We start from the raw sequence: 19,506 nt of genomic DNA, 5'->3' as shown, positions 1-19,506 counted from the left end.
CTATTTCTAGATGGTGATTATTTTCTTGACAAGTGACTGTGCTCACAGCCATCATTGCTGTATCGCACAAGTAGCTCCCACCATGTGGCTACTGGTCCGGGTCTTTCAACGGACACCAGCTGCACCGCCTCTGCCAGCACAGGCAGGTGCGGCTGCGCTTCTCCAGATCCATCCGCGACAATGTCGTCACATCAAAGGAACACAATGAGCCAGACACTTCCGTCCGCCGGGCAGGGCACAGTTGCCCCGGCCGGGACGCCAAAGAAAGCAGCCCTCGCCAGCTTCCTGGGCAGCGCCGTCGAATACTACGACTTCTTCATCTTCGGTTCTGCGGCGGCACTGATCTTCCCCACGGTGTTCTTCCCGGACGCCGGCGCCAACGCGGCTGTCATGTCCTTCGCCACCTTCGGTTTTGCCTATGTGGCGCGCCCGGTGGGAGCCGTCATCCTGGGCCACTTCGGTGACCGCGTGGGCCGGCGGAAGGTCCTCATGTTCACGCTGCTGCTGATGGGCGCCTCGACGTTCCTCATCGGCTGCCTCCCCGACTTCAACACCGTGGGCTGGTGGGCTCCGGCTCTGCTGGTGCTGGCACGGCTCTGCCAGGGCCTCTCCGCCGCCGGCGAGCAGGCCGGCGCCTCCTCGATGACGCTTGAGCACGCACCCGACAACCGCCGCTCGTTCTTCACCTCGTGGACCCTCACCGGCACGCAGGGCGGCCAGATCCTCGCCGCCCTCGTCTTCATCCCCGTCCTCGCCCTCCCGGACGAGATCAAGTACGGCATCGGCTGGCGCGTCCCGTTCTGGCTCAGCGCCGTGGTGGTTATGGTTGCGTTCTTCATCCGCCGCACGCTGCACGAACCCCCGGCCTTCGAGGAAGCCCAGAAGACGGCCCAGATCGCCAAACTCCCCGTCGCCGATCTCCTCAAGGGACACTGGCGTGACGTCCTCCGCGTTATTGCCTGCGCGTTCATCGCCGCAGTATCCACCGTGTTCGGCACCCTGGCCATCAGCTACGCCAAGACCGTCGCCGGAGTGGACGGCACCACCACACTGTGGCTGGTAGTTGGTGCCAACCTGGTGGCACTCGGCACCCAGCCGCTGTTCGGCATGCTCGCCGACAAGATTGGCCGCAAGCCGGTCTTCATCTACGGCGCCGTGGCCAGCGCGGTCCTCACCCCGGTGTTCCTGCTCAGCCTGGAATCCGGCAGCACTCCGCTGATGTTCCTCGCCGCCATCGGGTTCTTCTCCTTTGGCTACGCCGCTTCCAACGCGGTCTGGCCGTCCTTCTACGCCGAGATGTTCAGCACCAAGGTCCGCTTCTCCGGCCTGGCGATCGGCACGCAGCTCGGCTTCCTGATGGCCGGTTTTGCTCCCGCCATCGTGGCAGCCATGGGCGGCATCAGGCCCGGCGGCTGGGTCCAGATCAGCATCTTCACCGCCGTTATCTGCGGCATCGCCGCCTTCTCCGCCCTGACGGCCAAGGAAACCTTCAAGGTCCCCACCCGGCAGCTCGGCCTGAAGTAGGCCCCCGCGGGCCGGGACGGGCAACCCGGCCCTTCCAGCCCGGTTGCCCACCGGCCAAGCCCGGCGTGTCCCCAGGACGCGCCGGGCTTCTCCTTGTCCCTGCCGGACCAAGGTCCCGCGACGAGTAAATGCGTTCGAAATCCGCATCCCCCGCCCGGCTTGTCCGGCCGGCGCCGTCCACCCTCATTCCGGCTCCACGGCGTGGAAGGCTGCGCCGAGCTTGGGATTCCGTTCGCAAGGGGGCTTCCAAAAACTCTAGGTGGCCCCTTCCACAGCGGCGCGCCCGAACGGACCTGAACCGACATGAACGGGAAGCGGGATGACACGAAGTTCTTGTTCGTGCACAGGTGAGGCTACCCTAAGTGGTCCCCATTTTTCGCTGCCCCCCCTGAGGCAGCCCTGCAAGGCGGTTTCGTGTGCGTTCCTTCCTTCGGCTCTCCCCCCTCATCGCTGCAGCGCTGACGCTCACCCTGTCGGGGTGCGGTTTCAGCGGTAACCAGACACAGCCCGGCCAGGCGACCGCCAAGGCAGACACCAGCCAGCGGATCGTGGTGGACAATTTCCGGGCGCCCGTGGCCAACTGGGCCCTGGAGTCCGATGCGGCCTACATCCTTTCCCTGTCCGGCTGCCTTGAGACGCTGACCAGCTATGACCAGGCCGCAGGCAAGGTGGTCCCCTCCCTCGCCACCGAATGGAAGCAGTCTTCACCCCTTGACTGGGACTTCAGCATCAGGCCGGGCGTCAAGTTCCAGGACGGAACGGAACTCACCGCCGAATCCGTGGTGTCGGCACTGAACCACGTGCTCGACGCAAAAGTTCCGGCCCGCGCTTTCAACCGCACCATGATCAGCAATGTCGCCGCCGTGGATGCCCAGACCGTCCGGGTCAGCACGCCTGCCGAAAACCCGCTGGTGCCCTACCGGCTCGCCAGCGTCAACACCGGCATCCTGTCACCGGCCGCCTACAAGGCTGAGGGCGTGGATCCGTTCGGCCACTGCACCGGGCCCTTCACTCCCGTCTCCGAGAAGGCGAAGCAGTCCCTGACACTGGACCGCAACGAGAATTACTGGGGCGGGGACGTGCAGCTCGCCGGCGCCGAAATCCGCTTCATCACCAACGGCGCCACCCGCGCCGCGCAGGTCCAGACCGGCGAAGCGGACATCTCGCTGTCCATCCCCGTCGCCAGCCTTGCAGCGTTGAAAGCGGACGACGGCGTCACCGTCCTGGGTGCCGATTCTCCCCGCACTGCCACGCTGTACATGAACAACGGCCGCGCACCGCTGGACAACGTTGACACCCGCAAGGCGATCCGGGAAGCCCTGGACCTCGATGCCCTCGCTGCCAGCGTCTACGAAGGTGCCGCCCTCCCGGCCGCGGGACCGTTTGCGCCATCCGAGCCCTGGGCAGGCGAAAAGCAGGAAAAACAGCAGCAGGACCTTGAGGAAGCCCGCAAACTGCTCGCCGGCGCCGGCTACACCGCCGGCCGTCCGCTGGAAATCATCGCCATCGTGGAGCGGGCGGAATTCGCCGACGTTGCCGCGGTCGTGCAGGAAAACCTCCAAAGTATCGGCATCCCCGTCACCATCCAGTCCAAGGAGTACGCGGCAGCGGAGCCGGACGTCCTGGCAGGGAACTACGACATGCTGCTCAGCCAGCGGAACCGGCTGATCGACATCGCCGACCCCATCGGCTTCCTCACCGCCGACTACACGTGCAAGGGCACCTACAACCTGAGCCACTTCTGCGACCCGGAGTACGACAGGATCATCGCTCAGGCTGCCACCACTGTGGACACCACCGAGCGTTACAAGCTCTACGCCGAGGCGGGCCAGATCCTCCAGGACAAGGCGGTCAACGCCTGGCTTGTCAACGAACAGGCAACGGACGCCATCGGCACCAACGTCCTCTCCTACGTCCAGGACCCGCTGTCCCGCTACGTCCTGACGGCGAAGACGGCCAAGTCCGGCTCCTAGAACCCCGAAGCCCGCCGCATATGCTGCAGTTCATCACCAAACGGACGGCCACCCTGGTGGCCGCCGTTGTGGTGTCCTCGTTTGCGGTCTTCCTGATCCCGTACTTCACGCCGGGGGATCCGGTCCGGAAAATCATCCGGTCCCGGGTGGCCGGCGACGCGGTGGACGAGGCCGCGGTGCGGGGCCTCACCGAGAGCCTGGGCCTGAACGACCCCCTGGCGGTCCAGTACCTCCGCTGGCTGGGGGATTTCTTCAGCGGAGACATGGGACTGTCCTTCGTCAGCCGCACCCCGGTGGCGGAGCAAGTGCTGCCGGCACTTTCCGTCACGCTCAGCCTGGTCACCATGTCCCTGGTTTTGGCTGCGGCCGTATCGCTTCCCTTGGGAATCATTGCCGGGCTGCGGCCGGGAAGCACCGCAGACAAGGGCATTACGGCAGTGACCCAGGCCCTGATCGCCATGCCGGAATACTGGGTGGCCCCTCTGCTGGTGCTGGTGTTCGCGCTGAAGCTGTCCGTGCTGCCGACCGCCGGCTGGAACGATCTCTCATCCGCGGTCCTGCCGGCCCTGACCCTGGCCCTGCGCCCCATCAGCTTCTTCACCTCGGCCGTGCGGTCCGGCATCATCGATGCCGCCGCCGCGGAGCACGTGCCGGCGGCGCGCGCCAGGGGATTGAGCCAGGGCCAGGCCATCCTCCGGCATGTGGTACCCAACGGCCTCGTGCCGCTCACAACCCTGTTTGCGGTGTGGTTCGCCGGCCTGCTGGGCGGATCGGTCATTGTGGAGGTCATTTTCGCCGTACCCGGGATGGGCAGGCTGCTCTTCGACGCCGTCGTCAACAGCGACATCCCCCTCGCCCAGGGCGGCGTGGTGGTTGTGGTGGCCCTCGCTGTCGGCGTGACCACCCTGGCCGACTTTATGCACCGTTTCCTCAGCCGCACAGTGGGAGGAACCCTTGCGTAGCCGGTTTACCGTTACCACCATCGCAGCCGCTGTGCTTGCCGTCATTGTGCTGGCAGTGCTGCTGGCGCCCTGGATCTCGCCCTACCCGCCCGCCGGGCAGAACCTGGCGGAACGGCTGGCGCCGCCCTCAGCGGCGCATTGGCTGGGCACGGACAACCTGGGCCGGGACACCCTGAGCCGGATCCTTGAAGGCGGCCAGTTCTCCATGTCCGTGGCCGCGTTGGCCACCCTTTTGACCTGCCTGCTGGGCGTAGGCATCGGTATCCTCAGTGCCAGGCGGCGGGGCTGGGTGGACGAATTCCTGACCCGTACCAACGATGTGCTGCTTGCGCTGCCGGAAATGGTGGTGGCGCTGTTCATCGTGGCGGCGCTTGGCACCGGCTTCGGTCCGCTGCTGCTCGCACTGACGGTCACCGGGTGGACACCCTTTGCCCGCCTCGCGAGGACCCTGGCCTACGACGTCTCAGCCCGGGGCTTTGTGGAGGCAGCGCGCGTGGTGGGCTGCCCGCCGTCGTTCATCATCTTCCGGCACGTCCTGCCCCACCTCGCAGCGCCGATCCTGGGGCAGGCCACGCTCCGCTTCGGGCACCTGCTCATCAGCGTGGGCGCGCTCTCCTACCTGGGCCTCGGCGTCCAGCCGCCGCAATCGGACTGGGGCTCCATGCTGGCAGCCGCCCAGCCTTTCGCGGACCGCGCCCCGATGGGGATCCTTGCCCCCGGCCTGGTCATCTTCACCGTGGCCCTCTGCGTGACCCTGATTGGCCAGCGGGCAGCCCACATGGCCGCGGCGCCGCTGCTTATGCCGCAGGCGGCAGGAAAATGAGCGGCGGCACACGGAACAACGGGTTGGTCCTGGATGGCCTGGAGGTAAGTCACAGGGCGCCCGACGGCGGGACTCACGGCAGTCCCATCCTCTCGGGTGTCTCCCTATCGGTGGACCCCGGGGAATTCGTGGCCCTGGTGGGCGGTTCCGGTTCCGGCAAGACGCTGACCGCGATGTCCTGCCTCCAGCTCCTGCCGCCAAGCCTGGACGTCACCGGCGGATCCATCCGGCTCGGGGGCCTGGATCTGACCAAGGCATCCGAAAATGAGCTCAATACCGTGCGCGGCGGCCAGCTGGGGATGCTGTTCCAGCAGCCCAAGCGCATGTTCAACCCGAACCGGACCATTGAACAGCACCTCAAGGAACCGCTGCGGCTCCATGCCGGCCTGCGTGGCTCGAAGGCACGCAACAAGGCGCTGGAGCTGCTCGAGGAGGTGGGCTTCGCGGACCCCCTCAAGGGAGTCCGGGCCTATCCACACCAGCTCTCGGGCGGCATGGCCCAGCGCGCCATGACGGCCCTTGCGCTGGCAGGGCGGCCCGGGATGCTGCTGGCGGACGAGCCGACGTCGGCGCTGGACAAAGTGCTCGAGCGCCAGATCCTGCAGTTACTGGACAGGGAGCGCCGGGAACGCGGCCTGGGCATTCTCTACATCACCCACAACGTCGCTTCGGTGGCCGCCTTCGCCGACCGCGTGCTCGTGATGAACGCCGGAAGAATCGTGGAGGCCGGCCCGGCCGGCGAGCTTCTGACCCGTCCCAGGACAGACTATGCACGGGAGCTGCTGGCCGCCGCGCGCCTGGCGCCGGAGTCCCGCCGTCGTCCGCCGTCCACGGACCGGGAAGTCCTGGTTCTGGACCGCGTGGGCAAGCACTTCGGGTCCCGGCGAAAGCTCGGCCACGCCGCCCTGCAGGATGTATCGCTGAGCCTGCGACGCGGGGAAATCCTCGGTGTCTTGGGCCAGTCCGGCTCCGGCAAGAGCACCCTGGCCAAGGCCATCGTAGGCCTGGAGGCGGCCAGCACAGGATCCATCACCCGCCTGCTGGATGCAGCGGGCCCCCGCCCGGCCACGGCCGTCCAGCTGGTGTTCCAGGAACCACACAGCGCCTTTGACCCGCGGATGACGCTGCGGGCCAGCCTGCAGGCCCCGCTTCGCTCACATCGTGCCCTTTCGCAGGAACAGCGCGACGAGCGGACCGCCGCGGTGATGGCCGAGGTGGAACTGGACGCCGCGCTGCTGGACAAGCGCCCGGGCCAATGCTCCGGCGGCCAGCTCCAGCGCGCCACCATCGCCCGCGCCCTCCTGTTGGAGCCGCAAATACTGATCTGCGACGAAGCCACCTCGGCACTGGATGCCCTCACGCAGCGGACCATCCTGAACCTGCTGCTGCGGCTGCAGCGGGAACACAACCTGTCCCTGATCGTCATCTCACATGACATGGACGTGGTGCGGTACATGTGCGACAGGGTTGCGGTCCTGCTCCAGGGCCGAGTGATCGAGGTGGCGGAAACCAAGGACTTCTTCGCAGCACCCACGCACCCGCACAGCCAGGCGCTCGTTGAAGCTTCGATCCCGTGCCGGGCGGACGGGCTGTGGACCGTGCTGGACGCGACGGAACTGCCCCGTGCGCCCCGCGCGCCCGGTCAGGGCATACCAACGGCTACGGCCGGCCAGTCTCAAGCACCGAGGCCAGGTCGAAGTTAACTGGTTCCTCCAGCTGGGCGTACGTGCACGATTCGGGATCCCGGTCCGGCCGCCAGCGTGAGAACTGGGCAGTGTGCCGGAAGCGCTCACCCTCCATGTGGTCATACCTGACTTCAACCACGAGTTCCGGGCGCAGCGGCACAAAGGACAGGTCCTTGCCGGCGCTCCACCGGCTGCCCTCGGAGTTGCGTGGGGTCCGTTCGCCTTCCGCCTGTTTTGCCCAGGCCCACGGGTGGCCGTCGAAGTCCGTGACCAGCGGCTGGAGCTGTTCAAACAGTTCCAGCCGGCGCTTCATCGGGAAGGCGCCGATCACGCCCACACTTGCCAGGCCGCCGTCGTCCTTGTACAAACCCAGCAGCAGCGAGCCGATGGCGTCGGGCCCGCTCTTGTGCACCCGGTAACCGGCAACCACGCAGTCGGCCGTCCGCTCGTGCTTGACCTTCAACATCACCCGCTTGTCCGGCTGGTAGCTGCCTTCCAGCGGTTTGGCCACGATCCCGTCCAGTCCTGCGCCCTCGAACTGCCGGAACCACTGCTCGGCGGTGTTTTTGTCCAGCGTGGCGGCCGTGAGGTGGACGGGTGCCTTGCTGCCGGCGAGCGCCTCTTCCAGTGCGGTCCGTCGTTCTGAAAAGGGCCGGCCTGTGTAGTCCTCATCGCCCAGCGCCAGCAGGTCGAAAGCCACAAACGACGCCGGGGTCTGCTCCGCCAGGAGCTTCACCCGGCTGACCGCCGGATGGATGCGCTGCTGCAGGGCGTCGAAGTCCAGCCGGTCCCCCGACTGGCCCACCAGGATGATCTCGCCGTCCAGGACACAGCGCGGGGGCAGGTTCTCCTTGAGGGCTTCCACCAGCTCCGGGAAGTACCGGGTCATGGGTTTCTCGTTGCGGCTGCCGATCTCCAGTTCGTCCCCATCGCGGAAGATGATGGACCGGAAACCGTCCCACTTCGGCTCATAGCTCAGGGCGCCGCCGGGCATTCCGCTGACAGCCTTGGCGAGCATGGGCGAAACGGGCGGCATCACGGGAAGTTTCATAGGCCCCATTCTTGCCCGGGAGGCACGGCGGCGGTAGGCCCGGATCCGCAAACGCCCAGTTGGAAGCCTCGACACGGAACGCGGCGGCCCTGTAGACCTTAACGATGGTCACTCTCGGCTTCCATGCCTCCCATGAACAGATCAGTCCCGGACAGCTGCTCAAGGACGTCCAGTATGCGGAGCAGGCAGGCTTTGATGCCGCCATGTGCTCCGACCACATCGAGCCGTGGTCGGCCCGGCAGGGTCATTCCGGCTTTGCGTGGTCCTGGCTGGGGGCCGCACTGGCCACCACCGGCCTTCGTTTCGGGGTGGTGACGGCGCCGGGCCAGCGCTACCATCCCGCCATGATCGCCCACGCTTCGGCAACCCTGGGAGCCATGTTTCCGGGGCGGTTCTGGATTGCGCCCGGCAGCGGCGAAAACATGAACGAGCATGTCACCGGGGATGCCTGGCCGCCCAAGGAGACCCGCCAGCAGCGGCTTGAGGAGTGCGTGGACATCATCCGCCGCCTGCACCGCGGCGAGGAGGTGACCCATCACGGGCTGGTGACCGTGGAACAGGCCCGGATCTGGGATGTTCCGGAGCCTCCCCCGCCGCTGATCGCCCCGGCCATCAGCGTGGAGACGGCCCGCCGGGCCGCGGACTGGGCGGACGGCCTGGTCACGGTGAACCAGCCGCCGGAGAAGCTGAAGCACATGCTCGCCGCCTACCGGGACAATGGCGGACAGGGCAAAGCGGTCCTGCAGGTGCACCTGTCGTGGGCGCCGCGGGAAGAGGATGCCCTAGCCTTTGCGCTGGACCAGTGGCGGACGAACACGTTCGCTCCTCCCGTCCCGTGGGACCTGCCCACCGCCGCCCATTTCGACGGCGTCAGCGGCCACATCGGCGAGGAGCAGGTCCGGAAGTCGGTGAACATCTCCGCCAGCCTGGACCGGCACGCCGAGTGGCTGGCCGGCTACGTCGCGCTGGGGTTCGACGAGCTGTACCTGCACTTTGTGGGGCAGCACCAGGCCCCGTTCATCGACGCATTCGCGGCTGAGGTGCTGCCTCAGCTGCGCCGGGCGCCCGTTCCGGCAGCAGGGGCCCAACCTCCAGCGGCCCAGTCACGGGTGGAGGCCACGCCGTGAGGATCGCCGAAACCTCTGACCTCTGGTGGAAGAATGCCGTCATCTACTGCCTGGACGTGGAGACTTTCTTCGATGACGACGGCGACGGCACCGGTGATTTCGCCGGCCTCACCCAGCGTGTGGACTACCTCGCAGCGCTGGGCGTGACGTGCATCTGGCTGATGCCGTTCTACCCCTCCCCGGACCGCGACGATGGCTACGACGTGACGGATTTCTTCACCGTGGATCCCCGGCTGGGCACCATGGGGGACCTGGTGGAATTCATCCGCAGCGCCAAGGACCGCGGCATGCGGGTGATCGCCGACTTCGTGGTTAACCACACCTCCAACCAGCATCCGTGGTTCCTGGAAGCAATCAAGTCGAAGGACAACCCCTACCGTGACTACTACGTCTGGCGGGCAGACACTCCCCCGGACACGTCCTCGGAAGTGGTGTTCCCGGGCGAGCAGACCTCGCTGTGGACCAAAGACGAGGCCACCGGCGAGTGGTACCTGCACATGTTCGCTGAGCACCAGCCGGACCTGAACGTGACCAATCCCAAGGTCCGGAACGAAATCGCCAAGGCCATGGGCCTCTGGCTCGAACTGGGACTGGACGGCTTCCGGCTGGACGCTGTGCCTTTCTTCCTCGAAACCCGCGGCCAGCCCAAGGACGAGGCCGCGAACCTCGACCCGCACGAGTACCTCAGCGCGCTCCGCAGCTTCCTGAGCCGGCGAAACGGCAGTGCGGTGATGCTGGGCGAGGTGAACCTGCCCTACAAGGAGCAGTTGGAGTACTTCGGCGGCCAAGAGGGCAACGAGCTGAATATGCAGTTCGACTTCATGACCATGCAGCACCTGTATCTTGCCCTCGCCCGCCATGATGCGCGTCCCTTGGCGGAAAACCTGAAGAGCCGCCCGCCGCTGCATCCCGACAACCAGTGGGCCATGTTTGTCCGCAACCATGACGAACTCACCCTGGACAAGCTCAACGACGCCGAGCGCGAAGAGGTCTTCGCCGCTTTTGGTCCCGACAAGAACATGCAGGTCTACGGCCGCGGACTCCGCCGCCGGATCCCGCCGATGCTCGGCGGTGACGCCGAAAGGATCCGGATGGTGTACTCGCTGATGTTCTCCCTCCCCGGCACCCCTGTCCTTTTCTATGGCGAGGAAATCGGCATGGGAGAGGACCTGCGGCAAAAAAGCCGGTCAGCCGTGCGCACCCCCATGCAGTGGAACAACACAAAAAACGGTGGCTTCTCCGACGCAAAGGTTTCCGACCTGGTGGCCCCGCTGGTCCGGGGCGAATTCGGCCCGGACCACGTGAACGCCGCCGCGGCCAAACGGGACCCGGAGTCCCTCTGGAACTTCATGGCCACTCTGATCCAGCGCTACCGCGAATCCCCTGAGCTGGGCTGGGGCGAATTCGCGCTGATCGACCAGCCCGAACCCGCGGTGTTTGCCCACAGTTGCACCTCGGACGGAGGCACCATGGTGCTGCTGCACAACTTCGGCACCGCAAAGGCAAAGGTCACCGGGACTGTGGCACCCGAGGACGGGCCGACGCGGGCCTACAAGGGGGCCTTGCTGCTGGATGTCCTCGACGGCGGCAACGTGCCGCTGGAGCCCGACGGCGGCTTCACGGTTGAGCTGGGCCGCTACGGGTACCGGTGGTTCCGGGTGCAGCAGCCGGGTGATCGGCTGGCGCCGTGATGGGTTGACGCCCAGGGCCCGTCATTCGCCCAGGGCCCGTCATTGCAGCCTCATCATCGCTTGCCGTCCCGGCGCGGGCGCGCTCTTCTCCCGGCGGGGGCGCAGTCATGCCATAGGCCGCGGAACTGCGATGAGTTTCTCGGCCTCGCGGAGAATACGGGCCGCCGCCGCGGAGTCCACAACCACTGTCTGGTCCCGTGAATCAAGCCGCACTTCGTGACGGGTGCCAGGCGGTCCATCGGCACGCACCCCGGTTGTCCGGGCCTCACGCGGGGGCCGGCCCAACTCCTGGTCCTGGATCCCCACTGCCAGTGCGCTCATCAGGTCAGCGTCCTCCGGCGTGGCCAGATCGCTGCCAATGAGCTGGACCAGGACTTTGATGCCAGCCAGCCGCCGCTGCGGATCGGCGTCGTTCAGGGCGGAGTCGATGCCCCACTGGGCGCGCTTCCACCACTGGTCCCGCTTATCCGCGTGCGCTTTCTGCCGGTAGGTCAGATAGGCCACCAGGACCACCCCGAATGTCGCCAGCGGCGCCACTGCCGCCGCGGCCAGCACTCCGGTCCAGATTCCCTCTGCGAACTCCATGCCACCACCTTAGGCATCCACTCGCCGAAGAGTTGCTGGCGGCCGAAACCGGCCCGGCGCAGAGAACTAACCGGGCCCTAACCGTCAGGAAACCAGCCTGCAACAAAGCGCCGCCACACTGGAATAGCCGGCAAGTGCAGGCATCAGCTCCAGCCAGGAGGCCCCCGCCATGTTGAAGGAAGCCAAAGCCCATGTAACCCGAATCCGTGCCCTGGACCAGCTCCACCGCGGCGACGAAATCGAAGCCCGCCTGTCAGTGGGCCCGAACTACGACGACGTGGTCATCCGCCGCGGAAGCGTCCAGGAAACAGCCCCCGGCATCGGCGTTGTGTGGATCATGGACCACCACACCGGCTCTCGGAAGGCCATCAACACGGACGAATGCAGCGTGTGGCGGGTCGCCTGAGGCTAGCCGCCGGCCACTGACTGGATAACCAGCACCTCCTGACCGGCAGCCACCTCAGTTTCCAGGCCCTGGAGACGCCGCACTTCGTCGCCGTTCACGTAAATATTCACGTAGCGGCGAAGTGCCCCGGTTTCGTCCCGCAGGCGCCGCGCCAGCACCGGGTAATCCCCGGTCACAGTTTCGAGCAGCTTCCCCACCGTCAAAGGCCCTTCGGCGGGCGCAGTCAGAATGGACTGCCCGCCGGCCAGCGGCTGCAGGACGCTGGGGAGCACCACACTGATGTCAGGCACTGTGGGCTGCTGCCGTTTCCGGAACCGGCAGCAACTCATCAGAGATCACGGCTGCCCTGACACACAGGACGTCCGGAAGGTGCGAAACCACCTCCGCAAACGTCTCGCCTTCGTCAGCACTGGCGTAGACCGTGCCGCCGCGTGTTCCGAAGTAGACGCCCGCCGGTTCAGCGGAATCGACGGACGCGGCGTCGCGCAGCACGCTGTTGTATTCGCCCGAGGGCAGCCCGGAGTCAAGCCGCTTCCAGGTGGCCCCGGCGTCGTCCGTGCGGTGCACGGCAAGTTTGCCCTCCGGCGGGTTCCGCTCGCTGTCGGCCACCAGCGGGACAACCCAGGCAGTCCCCTCCCGGCGGGGGTGGGTGAGCATCACAAAGCCAAAGTCCGCCGGGAGGCCTTCGGCGATGGAGTTCCAGTTCTCGCCGTTATCGTCCGTGCGGTAGACGCCGTGGTGGTTCTGCGCGTACAGGCGGCCTTCGACGGTGGCATCCGCCGCGATCTTGTGCACGCACTGGCCGAACTCGGGGTTGGGATCCGGCATGAAGTAGGCCGAGATCCCCTTGTTCCGGGGCTCCCAGGAGGTTCCGCCGTCGAGCGAGCGGTACACGCCCCCAGTGCTCATGGCGATGTGGACGTTGTCCCCCGCGGGATTGACCACGATGGAGTGGGCGGCCGCCCCGCCGTAGCCCGCGCCCCATTCGCTGCGGTGGGGATGGTCCCAGAGTCCGCGGTTGAGCTCGAAGTGCTCGCCGCCGTCGGTCGATTTCCAGACGGAGATCGGCTCGGCCCCTGCCCAGACCACGCCTGGCCGCGACTCTGCGTCCGGGTAGATCTGCCAGATCCGTTCCACCGCCGCGCCCGTGTCTTCGGGAAAAGTAATGGCCCCCTTTTCGGGTTCGGTCCAGGTGGCTCCCAGATCATCCGAGTGCGCCACCGTGGGACCCCAATGCTCGGATCTGACGCCCACCATGATCCGCGTCCGGCCATCCCGGGTGTCTATGCCGATACTGGGTATTTCGCTCATGAGGAAGTGCGGGCCTGAGAAGGACCAATACTGCCGGTCCTGGCTCGTAGCCAGCCAAAGGCCTTTTTTGGTCCCGATTGCCAGGACAAAACTCTCTGCGGTTGCCATGCACCCCATGCAACCACCACGGCCGGGGGGCCGCAACGGTTTGTTCGGCTATGTGGGGCTAAGCCGACGGGGGCGCCGACGGCTCAGTCGACAAATTCGGACTGGGTCTCGATGAAATCCCAGTCCGCCTCCGTGAGGACCGCAACGGGCGTCTCGGGGTGCGGTCCGCCTGCCTCGGCAATGCCCTGCAACACCTTCAGCGGCAGTTCCGCCGCACGGAGGTTCTCCCGCAGCCATTCCTTGCTATCCAGGTCCAGGTCCAGCCACCACATGTAGATTTCCATGCCCGTCACCCATCTTTCGTATGACTCAACGTTAGGCGCGGGCAAGTCTCCGTTCAAGGGTGCGGGATACCGGAGCCACGCCACCGGTGTGAGCTCCGCCTAGGGCCCGGACCAAGGCATTGAAATCGCAACCCGGGTGTCCAATTCCGGGAGCGCGTTCCGTTTCCGCGTAGAAACAGGTATCGCCGCAGGTCAGCGGTTGCAAAAGACGAGTACCCCCTACTCACGACCTGCACCTGCCGCCAGCCCTAGCCTGAAATAACAAGCAAGCTGACCGTGCTGCTGGGGCATAAGGAAACTGCTACGTCCCCTCGTCATGGTCCGTTTCAAACAACTGGGGAGAACACCATGAAACGAGCCTTACCAATTTTGGGGGTCGCAGGGCTGGCATTGCTCAGCGTTACGGCCCCGGCGTACGCGGCCAACGACGTCACCATCTGTCACGACGGGCAACCAATCAGCGTGGACATTCACGCGCTGGGTGCACCCAATGGCCACACTATTCATCTGCAAGATGTCATCCCGCCCAATGACCTGCTGCCCAACGGCATGAACTGGCCTACGGGCGCGAATCCTGAGCTGCCGTGCCTTGCCGTGACTCCACCGGTTGAAGAGGAACCGCCGGCCGAGGAAGAGCCGCCGGCGGAAGAGGAACCCGGCGAGGAACAGCCACCCGTGGACGAGGAGCCAGGCGAAGAGGAACCCGGCGAAGAACAGCCGTCCGTGGACGACGAAGAGCCGACCGCCGAGGAGGAACAACCGACCGTGGTTATTAAGACCCCGGTCAAGCTCACCCCGGCCGCGCAGACGCCTGCAGGCCAGGTCGCCGCTCCTCAGGGCGCAGTTGCCCAGGCGCCGGCAGCGGCCGTCAGCCGAGGCACTAACGAAGGCTTCAACGCGCAAACGTCCGTTGGCGGAACCGGGGACAGCACCACCTGGCTGGCCGGACTGGGCGTCCTGCTGGGTGCGGGCGCCGTGGTTGCGGTGCGGCGCAAGTCCCGTACGGAATCGCCGACGGCGGGCTGACGCCACCAGCGCTTCCGACGACTCCACTGAGGGCGTCCTGCCAGGCCTGGCAGGACGCCCTCAGCACTCTCTCAATCTTCTGCACCTGAACATCTGCACTGGCAAGGGGGCATCATGGCAAAGCAGTCAGGCAGGCATGGCGCCCCCGGTCGCGTCCTGCCCGGGCCCGGGTGGAGCCGGGTTCGGGGGTGGAACCGGGGAGACCTCGCCATCCTTGTGTGCGGCGTCCTGGGTTTCCTTTCGCTCACCTTCGGCGGTCCGCTGCTCCACGAGTTGGACACCGGCAACCCAGGAACTGCCAGCGTGCACGCCGCGGGAGGGCCGGCACTGTCCGTTGGCCCGCCGTCGTCCATTCCGTGGCCACTGTCCCGCACGGGACAGCCAGCTGTGGCCTCCTCCGGGACGTCCGCAGCCACCCCAACTCCAGTTGCCGCCGCCCCCGGGCCGGTTCTCCCGGATGCATCCGCGCCGCTGCGCATCCTCTACCCGGCGGCAGCGATCGACACCGCGGTCCACCCACTCGAACCGGATGCCTCTGCGGCGGCCAGCCGCACCGTGGTGCCGCCATCCACCATGGACGGGTACTGGCTGACGCCGTTCGGAGTTCCGGGCAACGGCTCGGGCAACACCACCTACATCATTGGGCACAGCTGGGAAGACCGGGACGCGCCCTTCAACCACCTCAGCTCCGCCGCGGCCAAAGGCGACGAGTTCAATGTGGTCACGGCAACGGGCAGCATCCGTTACCGCGTGGACAGTGTCACTACCTACCTCAAGGCCGGTCTGAAGGACAGCCCCATCTGGGACATGGTGCCCAGCCGTGTTGTGCTCATCAGCTGCTACACCGAAGATCCGTGGGGGAAGAACGTGGTGGTCTCGGCATCGCCAGCCGTCGCGTAGTCCGCCCGATCCGCCCCCTCTGGGCCTGTTCAACGACCGCCGTCGGGCACAAAATGGGGTTATGACTCCCGAACGGTTCAGTGGCCCGCCCCCTCTCCTGGTGGGCGTGCTGCCCAATCAGCATCCGGAGGTGCTGACTACGGCAGCAAACCTCGCGGCCAGGCTGTCGGCGCCTTTGCTGTGCGCCTACGTTGACGAGGCCAGCTATCTGGTGGAATGGGATCCGGGCAGGTCCGCGCATCGCCTGTCGCTGCACCCGGGCCAGGATGACGAGGACGTCCGCGCGGTGACCACCGACCTCAAGGCGGTCATCGAAAGTACCGTGGCCAATGCCGGCACCGGAGGCGTGCCCGTGGAATGGACGCTGCGCACCCTGGCGGGGGACCCTGCCCGTGCACTCGCCCGGCTCGCCGCGGAAAGCAACGTCCCCATGATCATCGTGGGCACGTCAGAGCGGGGCCTGTCGCACCGGCTCTCCGAAATGCTCAACGGTTCGGTGGGTCTGTGGCTGACCCATCACCAAAGCCGGCCCGTGCTGGTGGTCCCCTACCGGAGGCCGGCGCACCAGGACCGCGAGTAGGTCCCGCCCCCGCCCAGGAGGGGCCCGAGACAGCCTCGGGATAATAAAGCGAAAGTAGTTATTCGAGGTGGTGGCGGACAGCCATACTGGCAAGTAAGCTAATTCATGCAGAGAGATCCGGCCGCGGGCCGGGGAGATTCTGCCCAAAGACTGCTCCGGAGTGCGTATCCCCCAATAACGCACTCCGGAGCTTTTTTGTGGTCAAAATCAGCCCCTTTGATACCCCTAGGGGGTACTTGCGCGATACCCCCATGGGGTATATGTTGAGATCATGGAATCTCCACAAGCAACCGTTGCCAACCGCGCAGGCGCCGCCCCCGCCCCGCTGCACGGCTACACCGCCAACAAGGACGCCTATCTGCGCAGGCTCAAGCGGATCGAGGGCCAGGTCCGGGGGATCGCCCGGATGGTGGACGAAGACAAGTACTGCATCGACATCCTGACCCAGGTCTCCGCAGTCACCAAGGCCCTTCACGCCGTAAGCCTTGGACTTGTGGAAGAGCACATCGGACACTGCGTGGTAGGCGCTGCCGCAGAACCTGATCCTGACCTTCGGGCGGAAGCCATCGACGTCAAGGTCAAGGAGGCGGCGGAGGCCATCGGCCGCCTCCTGCGCTGACGCCGCCAGGTAACGCCTTCAACAGCATCCACCAACCGGCCATTCGCCGACCCTCCCCAAGGAGCCACCCATGAGCACCATCACCACCACCGTCAGCGTGTCCGGCATGACCTGCGGTCACTGCATTTCCTCCGTCAGTGAAGAAATTGAGTCGCTTGCCGGGGTCGAAGAGGTGGACGTCGACCTCAACGCCGGGGGCATCTCAACCGTCACCATCACGTCCAGCCAGGAGTTGTCGCCGGCCGAGATCGGTGAAGCAGTGGCCGAGGCCGGCTACCTGGTTGTAGCCAACAACGCTTAAACGAGTACAGATCGGGGGATCCCCCATGAGCACCGAACACTTACTGAACCAGGCGGCCAGCCGGGTGGTTGAACTGGACATCGAGGGCATGACCTGCGCCTCCTGCGTGAACCGCGTGGAGCGGAAACTCGGCAAGCTCGACGGCGTGGAAGCCTCGGTGAATCTCCCGCTGGAGTCCGCCCACGTCACCGTCCCGGCCGGCATCACCGACCAGCAGATCGTGGACACAGTCAACGCCACGGGCTACAGGGCAACAGTCCGCCAGTCCCCCACCCACACTCACGACGCGCACGAGCACACACACGCCGATCACGGCCAAGGTCAGCACGACCCTCTGGGAGACGGGCACAGCGGCGACGCCGGGGACATGCGGCAGCATGCGTCTAAGCGAAGAATGAGCGAGCATGCAGAGAATGTCGCCGGTGGCGCCGAGGTTGGTGACCACATGGCCCACGGTGTTGAGGGCCTCGCACATGGAGACCACACGGCACGCGACGGCGGTGCGCAAGGTGACCACATGGCCCATGGCCCCGCCGCCGCCCAACTGAGGCCGCGGCTCATCGTGGCCGCAGTCCTGACGGTTCCCGTGTTCCTGATCTCGATGGTCCCGGCGCTGCAGTTCGCCAACTGGGGCTGGGTGGCCGGGCTGCTGGCCCTTCCGGTGGTCAGCTGGGCGGCATGGCCCTTCCACCGTGCTGCGGCCATCAATGCGCGCCATCTTGCCTCCACGATGGACACGCTCGTCTCCATCGGCGTCGCCGCCGCCTACTTTTTTAGTGTCTGGCAACTGGCCCTCGACCCCCGCATGACCGAGCATCCGGCCATGGAAGGAATGGAATCCGGCGGCCTGTACTTTGAAGTCGCCGCCGTGGTCACTACTTTTCTTTTGCTGGGCCGGTTCCTGGAGGCGAACGCCAAGCAGAAGGCCGGCGACGCGCTCAAGGCGCTGCTGAACCTGGGCGCCAAGGACGCCACCATCCTGGACAACGGTTCCGAGCGAAAGGTCCCTGCCGGGCAGCTTCGGGTGGGAGACGTCGTGGTAGTCCGCCCCGGCGAGAAGATCGCCACCGACGGCGTGGTGATCGACGGGAGCTCCGCCGTGGACGCTTCGCTGCTGACCGGCGAGTCCGTCCCGGTAGAGGTGGGCCCGGAGAGCAAGGTCACCGGCGCGACGATCAATACTTCCGGCCGCCTGCTGGTCCGGGCAACAAGGGTGGGTTCTGAAACCACGCTGGCCCAGATGGCCCGGCTGGTATCGCAGGCGCAGACCGGCAAGGCCCCTATCGCGCGCCTCGCCGACCGGATCAGCGCCGTTTTTGTTCCGATCGTCCTTGCCATAGCGGTGCTCACCTTTGGTCTCTGGCTTTTCCTCAGCGGCCCGGTGATTGATCCAGCCGAGCTTCGGGCCGGGTTCACCGCCGCCGTCACGGTCCTGGTCATTGCCTGCCCCTGCGCGCTGGGGCTTGCCACCCCGGTGGGCCTGCTCACCGGAACCGGACGGGGAGCCCAGCTGGGCATCCTGATCAAAGGCCCGCAGGTGCTCGAGGACACCCGCACCGTGGACACCATCCTGCTCGACAAAACCGGCACCGTCACCAGCGGAAAGCTCGCCGTGGACGACACCCTGGCTTTTGACGGTCACCAGAGCCGGGACGTGCTGCGGCTGGCGGGCGCTGTAGAGGCCGCCTCGGAGCACCCGATCGCCCACGCCATCGCGGCAGCAGCCCTGCCGGGACAAACCGGGTACGACGACGGCGGACGGCTTCCCGCCGTCGAGCACTTCCGTTCAGCGCCGGGCGGCGGAGTGGCCGGAACCGTGGACGGGCGCGTTGTCCTCGCAGGCCGCAGCGGCTGGCTCAGCGAAAACGGCGTCAGCATTTCCCCAGCGCAGCAGGAGACGCTGGCCGCCGCGGAGGCGACCGGTGCCACGGCAATCTGGGTGGCCGTGGACGGTTCACCTGCCGGGATCATCAGTCTCCGGGACACCGTCAAGCCGGGCTCCGCGGCAGCAATCGCGCGGCTCAAGAAGCTGGGACTGCGGCCCATCCTGCTGACCGGTGACAACGCCGCAGTGGCAAGGCAAGTGGCCACCGCCGTCGGGATCTCCCCCGGTGATGTTTACGCAGGCGTACTGCCGGCCGGAAAAGTCGAGGCCGTGAGGAAGCTCCAGGCCGGCGGTGCCACGGTGGCCATGGCCGGCGACGGCGTTAACGACGCCGCCGCGCTGGCCCAGGCTGATCTGGGCATCGCGATGGGGTCAGGCACGGATGTGGCCATTGAAGCGGCGGACCTCACCGTGATGGGCGATGACCTCGGCCAGGTGGCCCAGGCCATCGAACTCTCGCGGCGGACGCTGGCCACCATCAAAACCAATCTGTTCTGGGCGTTCTTCTACAACGCCATCGGCGTTCCGGTGGCCGCCTTGGGCCTTCTGAACCCGATGATCGCCGGTGCCGCGATGGCGGCGAGTTCAGTCCTGGTGGTGGCCAACTCACTGCGGCTGCGCAGCTTCGGCAAAGAGTCTGCGCCGGGCCCAACCGGCTAGGGACG

19 protein-coding genes are annotated in these 19,506 nt (G+C 66.4%); 14 read left to right on the top strand and 5 right to left on the bottom strand.

Annotation, left to right across the window (positions count from 1 at the left end; genetic code table 11):
- Nucleotides 1-204: 204 nt before the first annotated feature.
- The 5 genes from J2808_RS17205 (at nucleotide 205) to J2808_RS17185 (ending at nucleotide 6,985) form a co-directional block, all read left to right on the top strand.
- Nucleotides 205-1,524: an MFS transporter gene (locus tag J2808_RS17205; protein WP_309819034.1), complete on the top strand. Its 1,320-nt coding sequence runs from the start codon at nucleotides 205-207 to the stop codon at nucleotides 1,522-1,524.
- 416 nt (nucleotides 1,525-1,940) lie between these two features.
- The gene (locus J2808_RS17200; protein ID WP_309819032.1) at nucleotides 1,941-3,497 is read left to right on the top strand and encodes an ABC transporter substrate-binding protein; all 1,557 of its coding nucleotides are present in this window, start codon (nucleotides 1,941-1,943) and stop codon (nucleotides 3,495-3,497) included.
- A 20-nt stretch (nucleotides 3,498-3,517) separates the two neighbouring features.
- A complete protein-coding gene (locus tag J2808_RS17195) occupies nucleotides 3,518-4,459 on the top strand; it encodes an ABC transporter permease (RefSeq protein ID WP_309819030.1) in 942 nt (313 codons plus the stop codon).
- A complete protein-coding gene (locus J2808_RS17190; protein WP_309819028.1) occupies nucleotides 4,452-5,282 on the top strand; it encodes an ABC transporter permease in 831 nt (276 codons plus the stop codon). The genes J2808_RS17195 and J2808_RS17190 overlap by 8 nt, the downstream gene beginning before the upstream one ends.
- Nucleotides 5,279-6,985, top strand: a complete 1,707-nt coding sequence (locus J2808_RS17185; protein WP_309819025.1) for an ABC transporter ATP-binding protein — start codon at nucleotides 5,279-5,281, stop codon at nucleotides 6,983-6,985. The genes J2808_RS17190 and J2808_RS17185 overlap by 4 nt, the downstream gene beginning before the upstream one ends.
- Here the strand turns inward: J2808_RS17185 and J2808_RS17180 are convergent.
- Nucleotides 6,942-8,018: an ATP-dependent DNA ligase gene (locus tag J2808_RS17180; protein ID WP_309819023.1), complete on the bottom strand. Its 1,077-nt coding sequence runs from the start codon at nucleotides 8,016-8,018 to the stop codon at nucleotides 6,942-6,944. The two genes, J2808_RS17185 and J2808_RS17180, sit on opposite strands and share 44 nt — an antisense overlap.
- Before the next feature lie 104 nt (nucleotides 8,019-8,122).
- Between J2808_RS17180 and J2808_RS17175 the strand changes: the two genes are divergently transcribed.
- Both J2808_RS17175 and J2808_RS17170 read left to right on the top strand, forming a co-directional pair.
- Nucleotides 8,123-9,145, top strand: coding sequence for a TIGR03885 family FMN-dependent LLM class oxidoreductase (locus J2808_RS17175; protein WP_309819022.1), 1,023 nt, complete (start codon nucleotides 8,123-8,125; stop codon nucleotides 9,143-9,145).
- Nucleotides 9,142-10,836 (top strand): alpha-amylase family protein, encoded by a 1,695-nt coding sequence (locus J2808_RS17170; RefSeq protein WP_309819021.1) that lies wholly within the window; start codon nucleotides 9,142-9,144, stop codon nucleotides 10,834-10,836. Before J2808_RS17175 ends, J2808_RS17170 begins: the two co-directional genes overlap by 4 nt.
- A gap of 105 nt (nucleotides 10,837-10,941) precedes the next feature.
- Here J2808_RS17170 and J2808_RS17165 read toward each other — a convergent pair whose 3' ends face one another.
- Complete coding sequence (locus J2808_RS17165) at nucleotides 10,942-11,421, bottom strand: hypothetical protein (RefSeq protein WP_309819019.1); 480 nt, start codon at nucleotides 11,419-11,421, stop codon at nucleotides 10,942-10,944.
- 169 nt (nucleotides 11,422-11,590) lie between these two features.
- On the opposite strand from J2808_RS17165, the gene J2808_RS17160 reads away from it, so the two are divergent.
- Nucleotides 11,591-11,827 (top strand): hypothetical protein, encoded by a 237-nt coding sequence (locus J2808_RS17160; protein WP_309819018.1) that lies wholly within the window; start codon nucleotides 11,591-11,593, stop codon nucleotides 11,825-11,827.
- 2 nt (nucleotides 11,828-11,829) lie between these two features.
- Here the strand turns inward: J2808_RS17160 and J2808_RS17155 are convergent, their stop codons facing one another.
- The 3 genes from J2808_RS17155 to J2808_RS17145 form a co-directional block, all read right to left on the bottom strand.
- Nucleotides 11,830-12,156: a MoaD/ThiS family protein gene (locus J2808_RS17155; protein WP_397428079.1), complete on the bottom strand. Its 327-nt coding sequence runs from the start codon at nucleotides 12,154-12,156 to the stop codon at nucleotides 11,830-11,832.
- Nucleotides 12,110-13,255, bottom strand: coding sequence for a WD40/YVTN/BNR-like repeat-containing protein (locus J2808_RS17150; RefSeq protein ID WP_309819014.1), 1,146 nt, complete (start codon nucleotides 13,253-13,255; stop codon nucleotides 12,110-12,112). Before J2808_RS17150 ends, J2808_RS17155 begins: the two co-directional genes overlap by 47 nt.
- 74 nt (nucleotides 13,256-13,329) lie before the next feature.
- The gene (locus tag J2808_RS17145) at nucleotides 13,330-13,530 is read right to left on the bottom strand and encodes a hypothetical protein (protein ID WP_309819012.1); all 201 of its coding nucleotides are present in this window, start codon (nucleotides 13,528-13,530) and stop codon (nucleotides 13,330-13,332) included.
- A 348-nt stretch (nucleotides 13,531-13,878) separates the two neighbouring features.
- Here J2808_RS17145 and J2808_RS17140 point away from each other — a divergent pair, with 348 nt between their 5' ends.
- The 6 genes from J2808_RS17140 (at nucleotide 13,879) to J2808_RS17115 (ending at nucleotide 19,501) form a co-directional block, all read left to right on the top strand.
- Nucleotides 13,879-14,556 (top strand): LPXTG cell wall anchor domain-containing protein, encoded by a 678-nt coding sequence (locus J2808_RS17140; protein ID WP_309819010.1) that lies wholly within the window; start codon nucleotides 13,879-13,881, stop codon nucleotides 14,554-14,556.
- A 114-nt stretch (nucleotides 14,557-14,670) separates the two neighbouring features.
- Nucleotides 14,671-15,456: a class F sortase gene (locus tag J2808_RS17135; RefSeq protein WP_309819008.1), complete on the top strand. Its 786-nt coding sequence runs from the start codon at nucleotides 14,671-14,673 to the stop codon at nucleotides 15,454-15,456.
- Between the two features lie 61 nt (nucleotides 15,457-15,517).
- Entirely contained in the window at nucleotides 15,518-16,036 is a 519-nt protein-coding gene (locus J2808_RS17130; RefSeq protein WP_309819007.1) for a universal stress protein, read from the top strand.
- A 271-nt stretch (nucleotides 16,037-16,307) separates the two neighbouring features.
- Nucleotides 16,308-16,655, top strand: a complete 348-nt coding sequence (locus J2808_RS17125; protein WP_309819005.1) for a metal-sensitive transcriptional regulator — start codon at nucleotides 16,308-16,310, stop codon at nucleotides 16,653-16,655.
- Nucleotides 16,656-16,725: 70 nt separating this feature from the next.
- Nucleotides 16,726-16,956 carry a heavy-metal-associated domain-containing protein gene (locus J2808_RS17120; protein WP_309819003.1) on the top strand — a complete coding sequence of 77 codons (231 nt, stop codon included), beginning with the start codon at nucleotides 16,726-16,728 and terminating at the stop codon, nucleotides 16,954-16,956.
- A gap of 25 nt (nucleotides 16,957-16,981) precedes the next feature.
- Entirely contained in the window at nucleotides 16,982-19,501 is a 2,520-nt protein-coding gene (locus J2808_RS17115) for a heavy metal translocating P-type ATPase (protein WP_309819001.1), read from the top strand.
- Nucleotides 19,502-19,506 lie beyond the last annotated feature (5 nt).

It is taken from the genome of Pseudarthrobacter sulfonivorans, assembly GCF_031454915.1.
GTDB classification, from domain to species: domain Bacteria; phylum Actinomycetota; class Actinomycetes; order Actinomycetales; family Micrococcaceae; genus Arthrobacter; species Arthrobacter sulfonivorans_C.
This window is presented reverse-complemented; position numbering and strand designations above follow the sequence as displayed.

Coding starts and splice junctions, on each gene's coding strand:
- J2808_RS17205 (WP_309819034.1), top strand. CDS start 205: ATGAGCCAGACACTTCCGTCCGCCGGGCAGGGCACAGTTGCCCCGGCC.
- J2808_RS17195 (WP_309819030.1), top strand. CDS start 3,518: ATGCTGCAGTTCATCACCAAACGGACGGCCACCCTGGTGGCCGCCGTT.
- J2808_RS17185 (WP_309819025.1), top strand. CDS start 5,279: ATGAGCGGCGGCACACGGAACAACGGGTTGGTCCTGGATGGCCTGGAG.
- J2808_RS17180 (WP_309819023.1), bottom strand. CDS start 8,018: ATGAAACTTCCCGTGATGCCGCCCGTTTCGCCCATGCTCGCCAAGGCT.
- J2808_RS17175 (WP_309819022.1), top strand. CDS start 8,123: ATGGTCACTCTCGGCTTCCATGCCTCCCATGAACAGATCAGTCCCGGA.
- J2808_RS17165 (WP_309819019.1), bottom strand. CDS start 11,421: ATGGAGTTCGCAGAGGGAATCTGGACCGGAGTGCTGGCCGCGGCGGCA.
- J2808_RS17160 (WP_309819018.1), top strand. CDS start 11,591: ATGTTGAAGGAAGCCAAAGCCCATGTAACCCGAATCCGTGCCCTGGAC.
- J2808_RS17155 (WP_397428079.1), bottom strand. CDS start 12,156: ATGAGTTGCTGCCGGTTCCGGAAACGGCAGCAGCCCACAGTGCCTGAC.
- J2808_RS17150 (WP_309819014.1), bottom strand. CDS start 13,255: ATGGGGTGCATGGCAACCGCAGAGAGTTTTGTCCTGGCAATCGGGACC.
- J2808_RS17145 (WP_309819012.1), bottom strand. CDS start 13,530: ATGGAAATCTACATGTGGTGGCTGGACCTGGACCTGGATAGCAAGGAA.
- J2808_RS17140 (WP_309819010.1), top strand. CDS start 13,879: ATGAAACGAGCCTTACCAATTTTGGGGGTCGCAGGGCTGGCATTGCTC.
- J2808_RS17135 (WP_309819008.1), top strand. CDS start 14,671: ATGGCAAAGCAGTCAGGCAGGCATGGCGCCCCCGGTCGCGTCCTGCCC.
- J2808_RS17130 (WP_309819007.1), top strand. CDS start 15,518: ATGACTCCCGAACGGTTCAGTGGCCCGCCCCCTCTCCTGGTGGGCGTG.
- J2808_RS17125 (WP_309819005.1), top strand. CDS start 16,308: ATGGAATCTCCACAAGCAACCGTTGCCAACCGCGCAGGCGCCGCCCCC.
- J2808_RS17120 (WP_309819003.1), top strand. CDS start 16,726: ATGAGCACCATCACCACCACCGTCAGCGTGTCCGGCATGACCTGCGGT.
- J2808_RS17115 (WP_309819001.1), top strand. CDS start 16,982: ATGAGCACCGAACACTTACTGAACCAGGCGGCCAGCCGGGTGGTTGAA.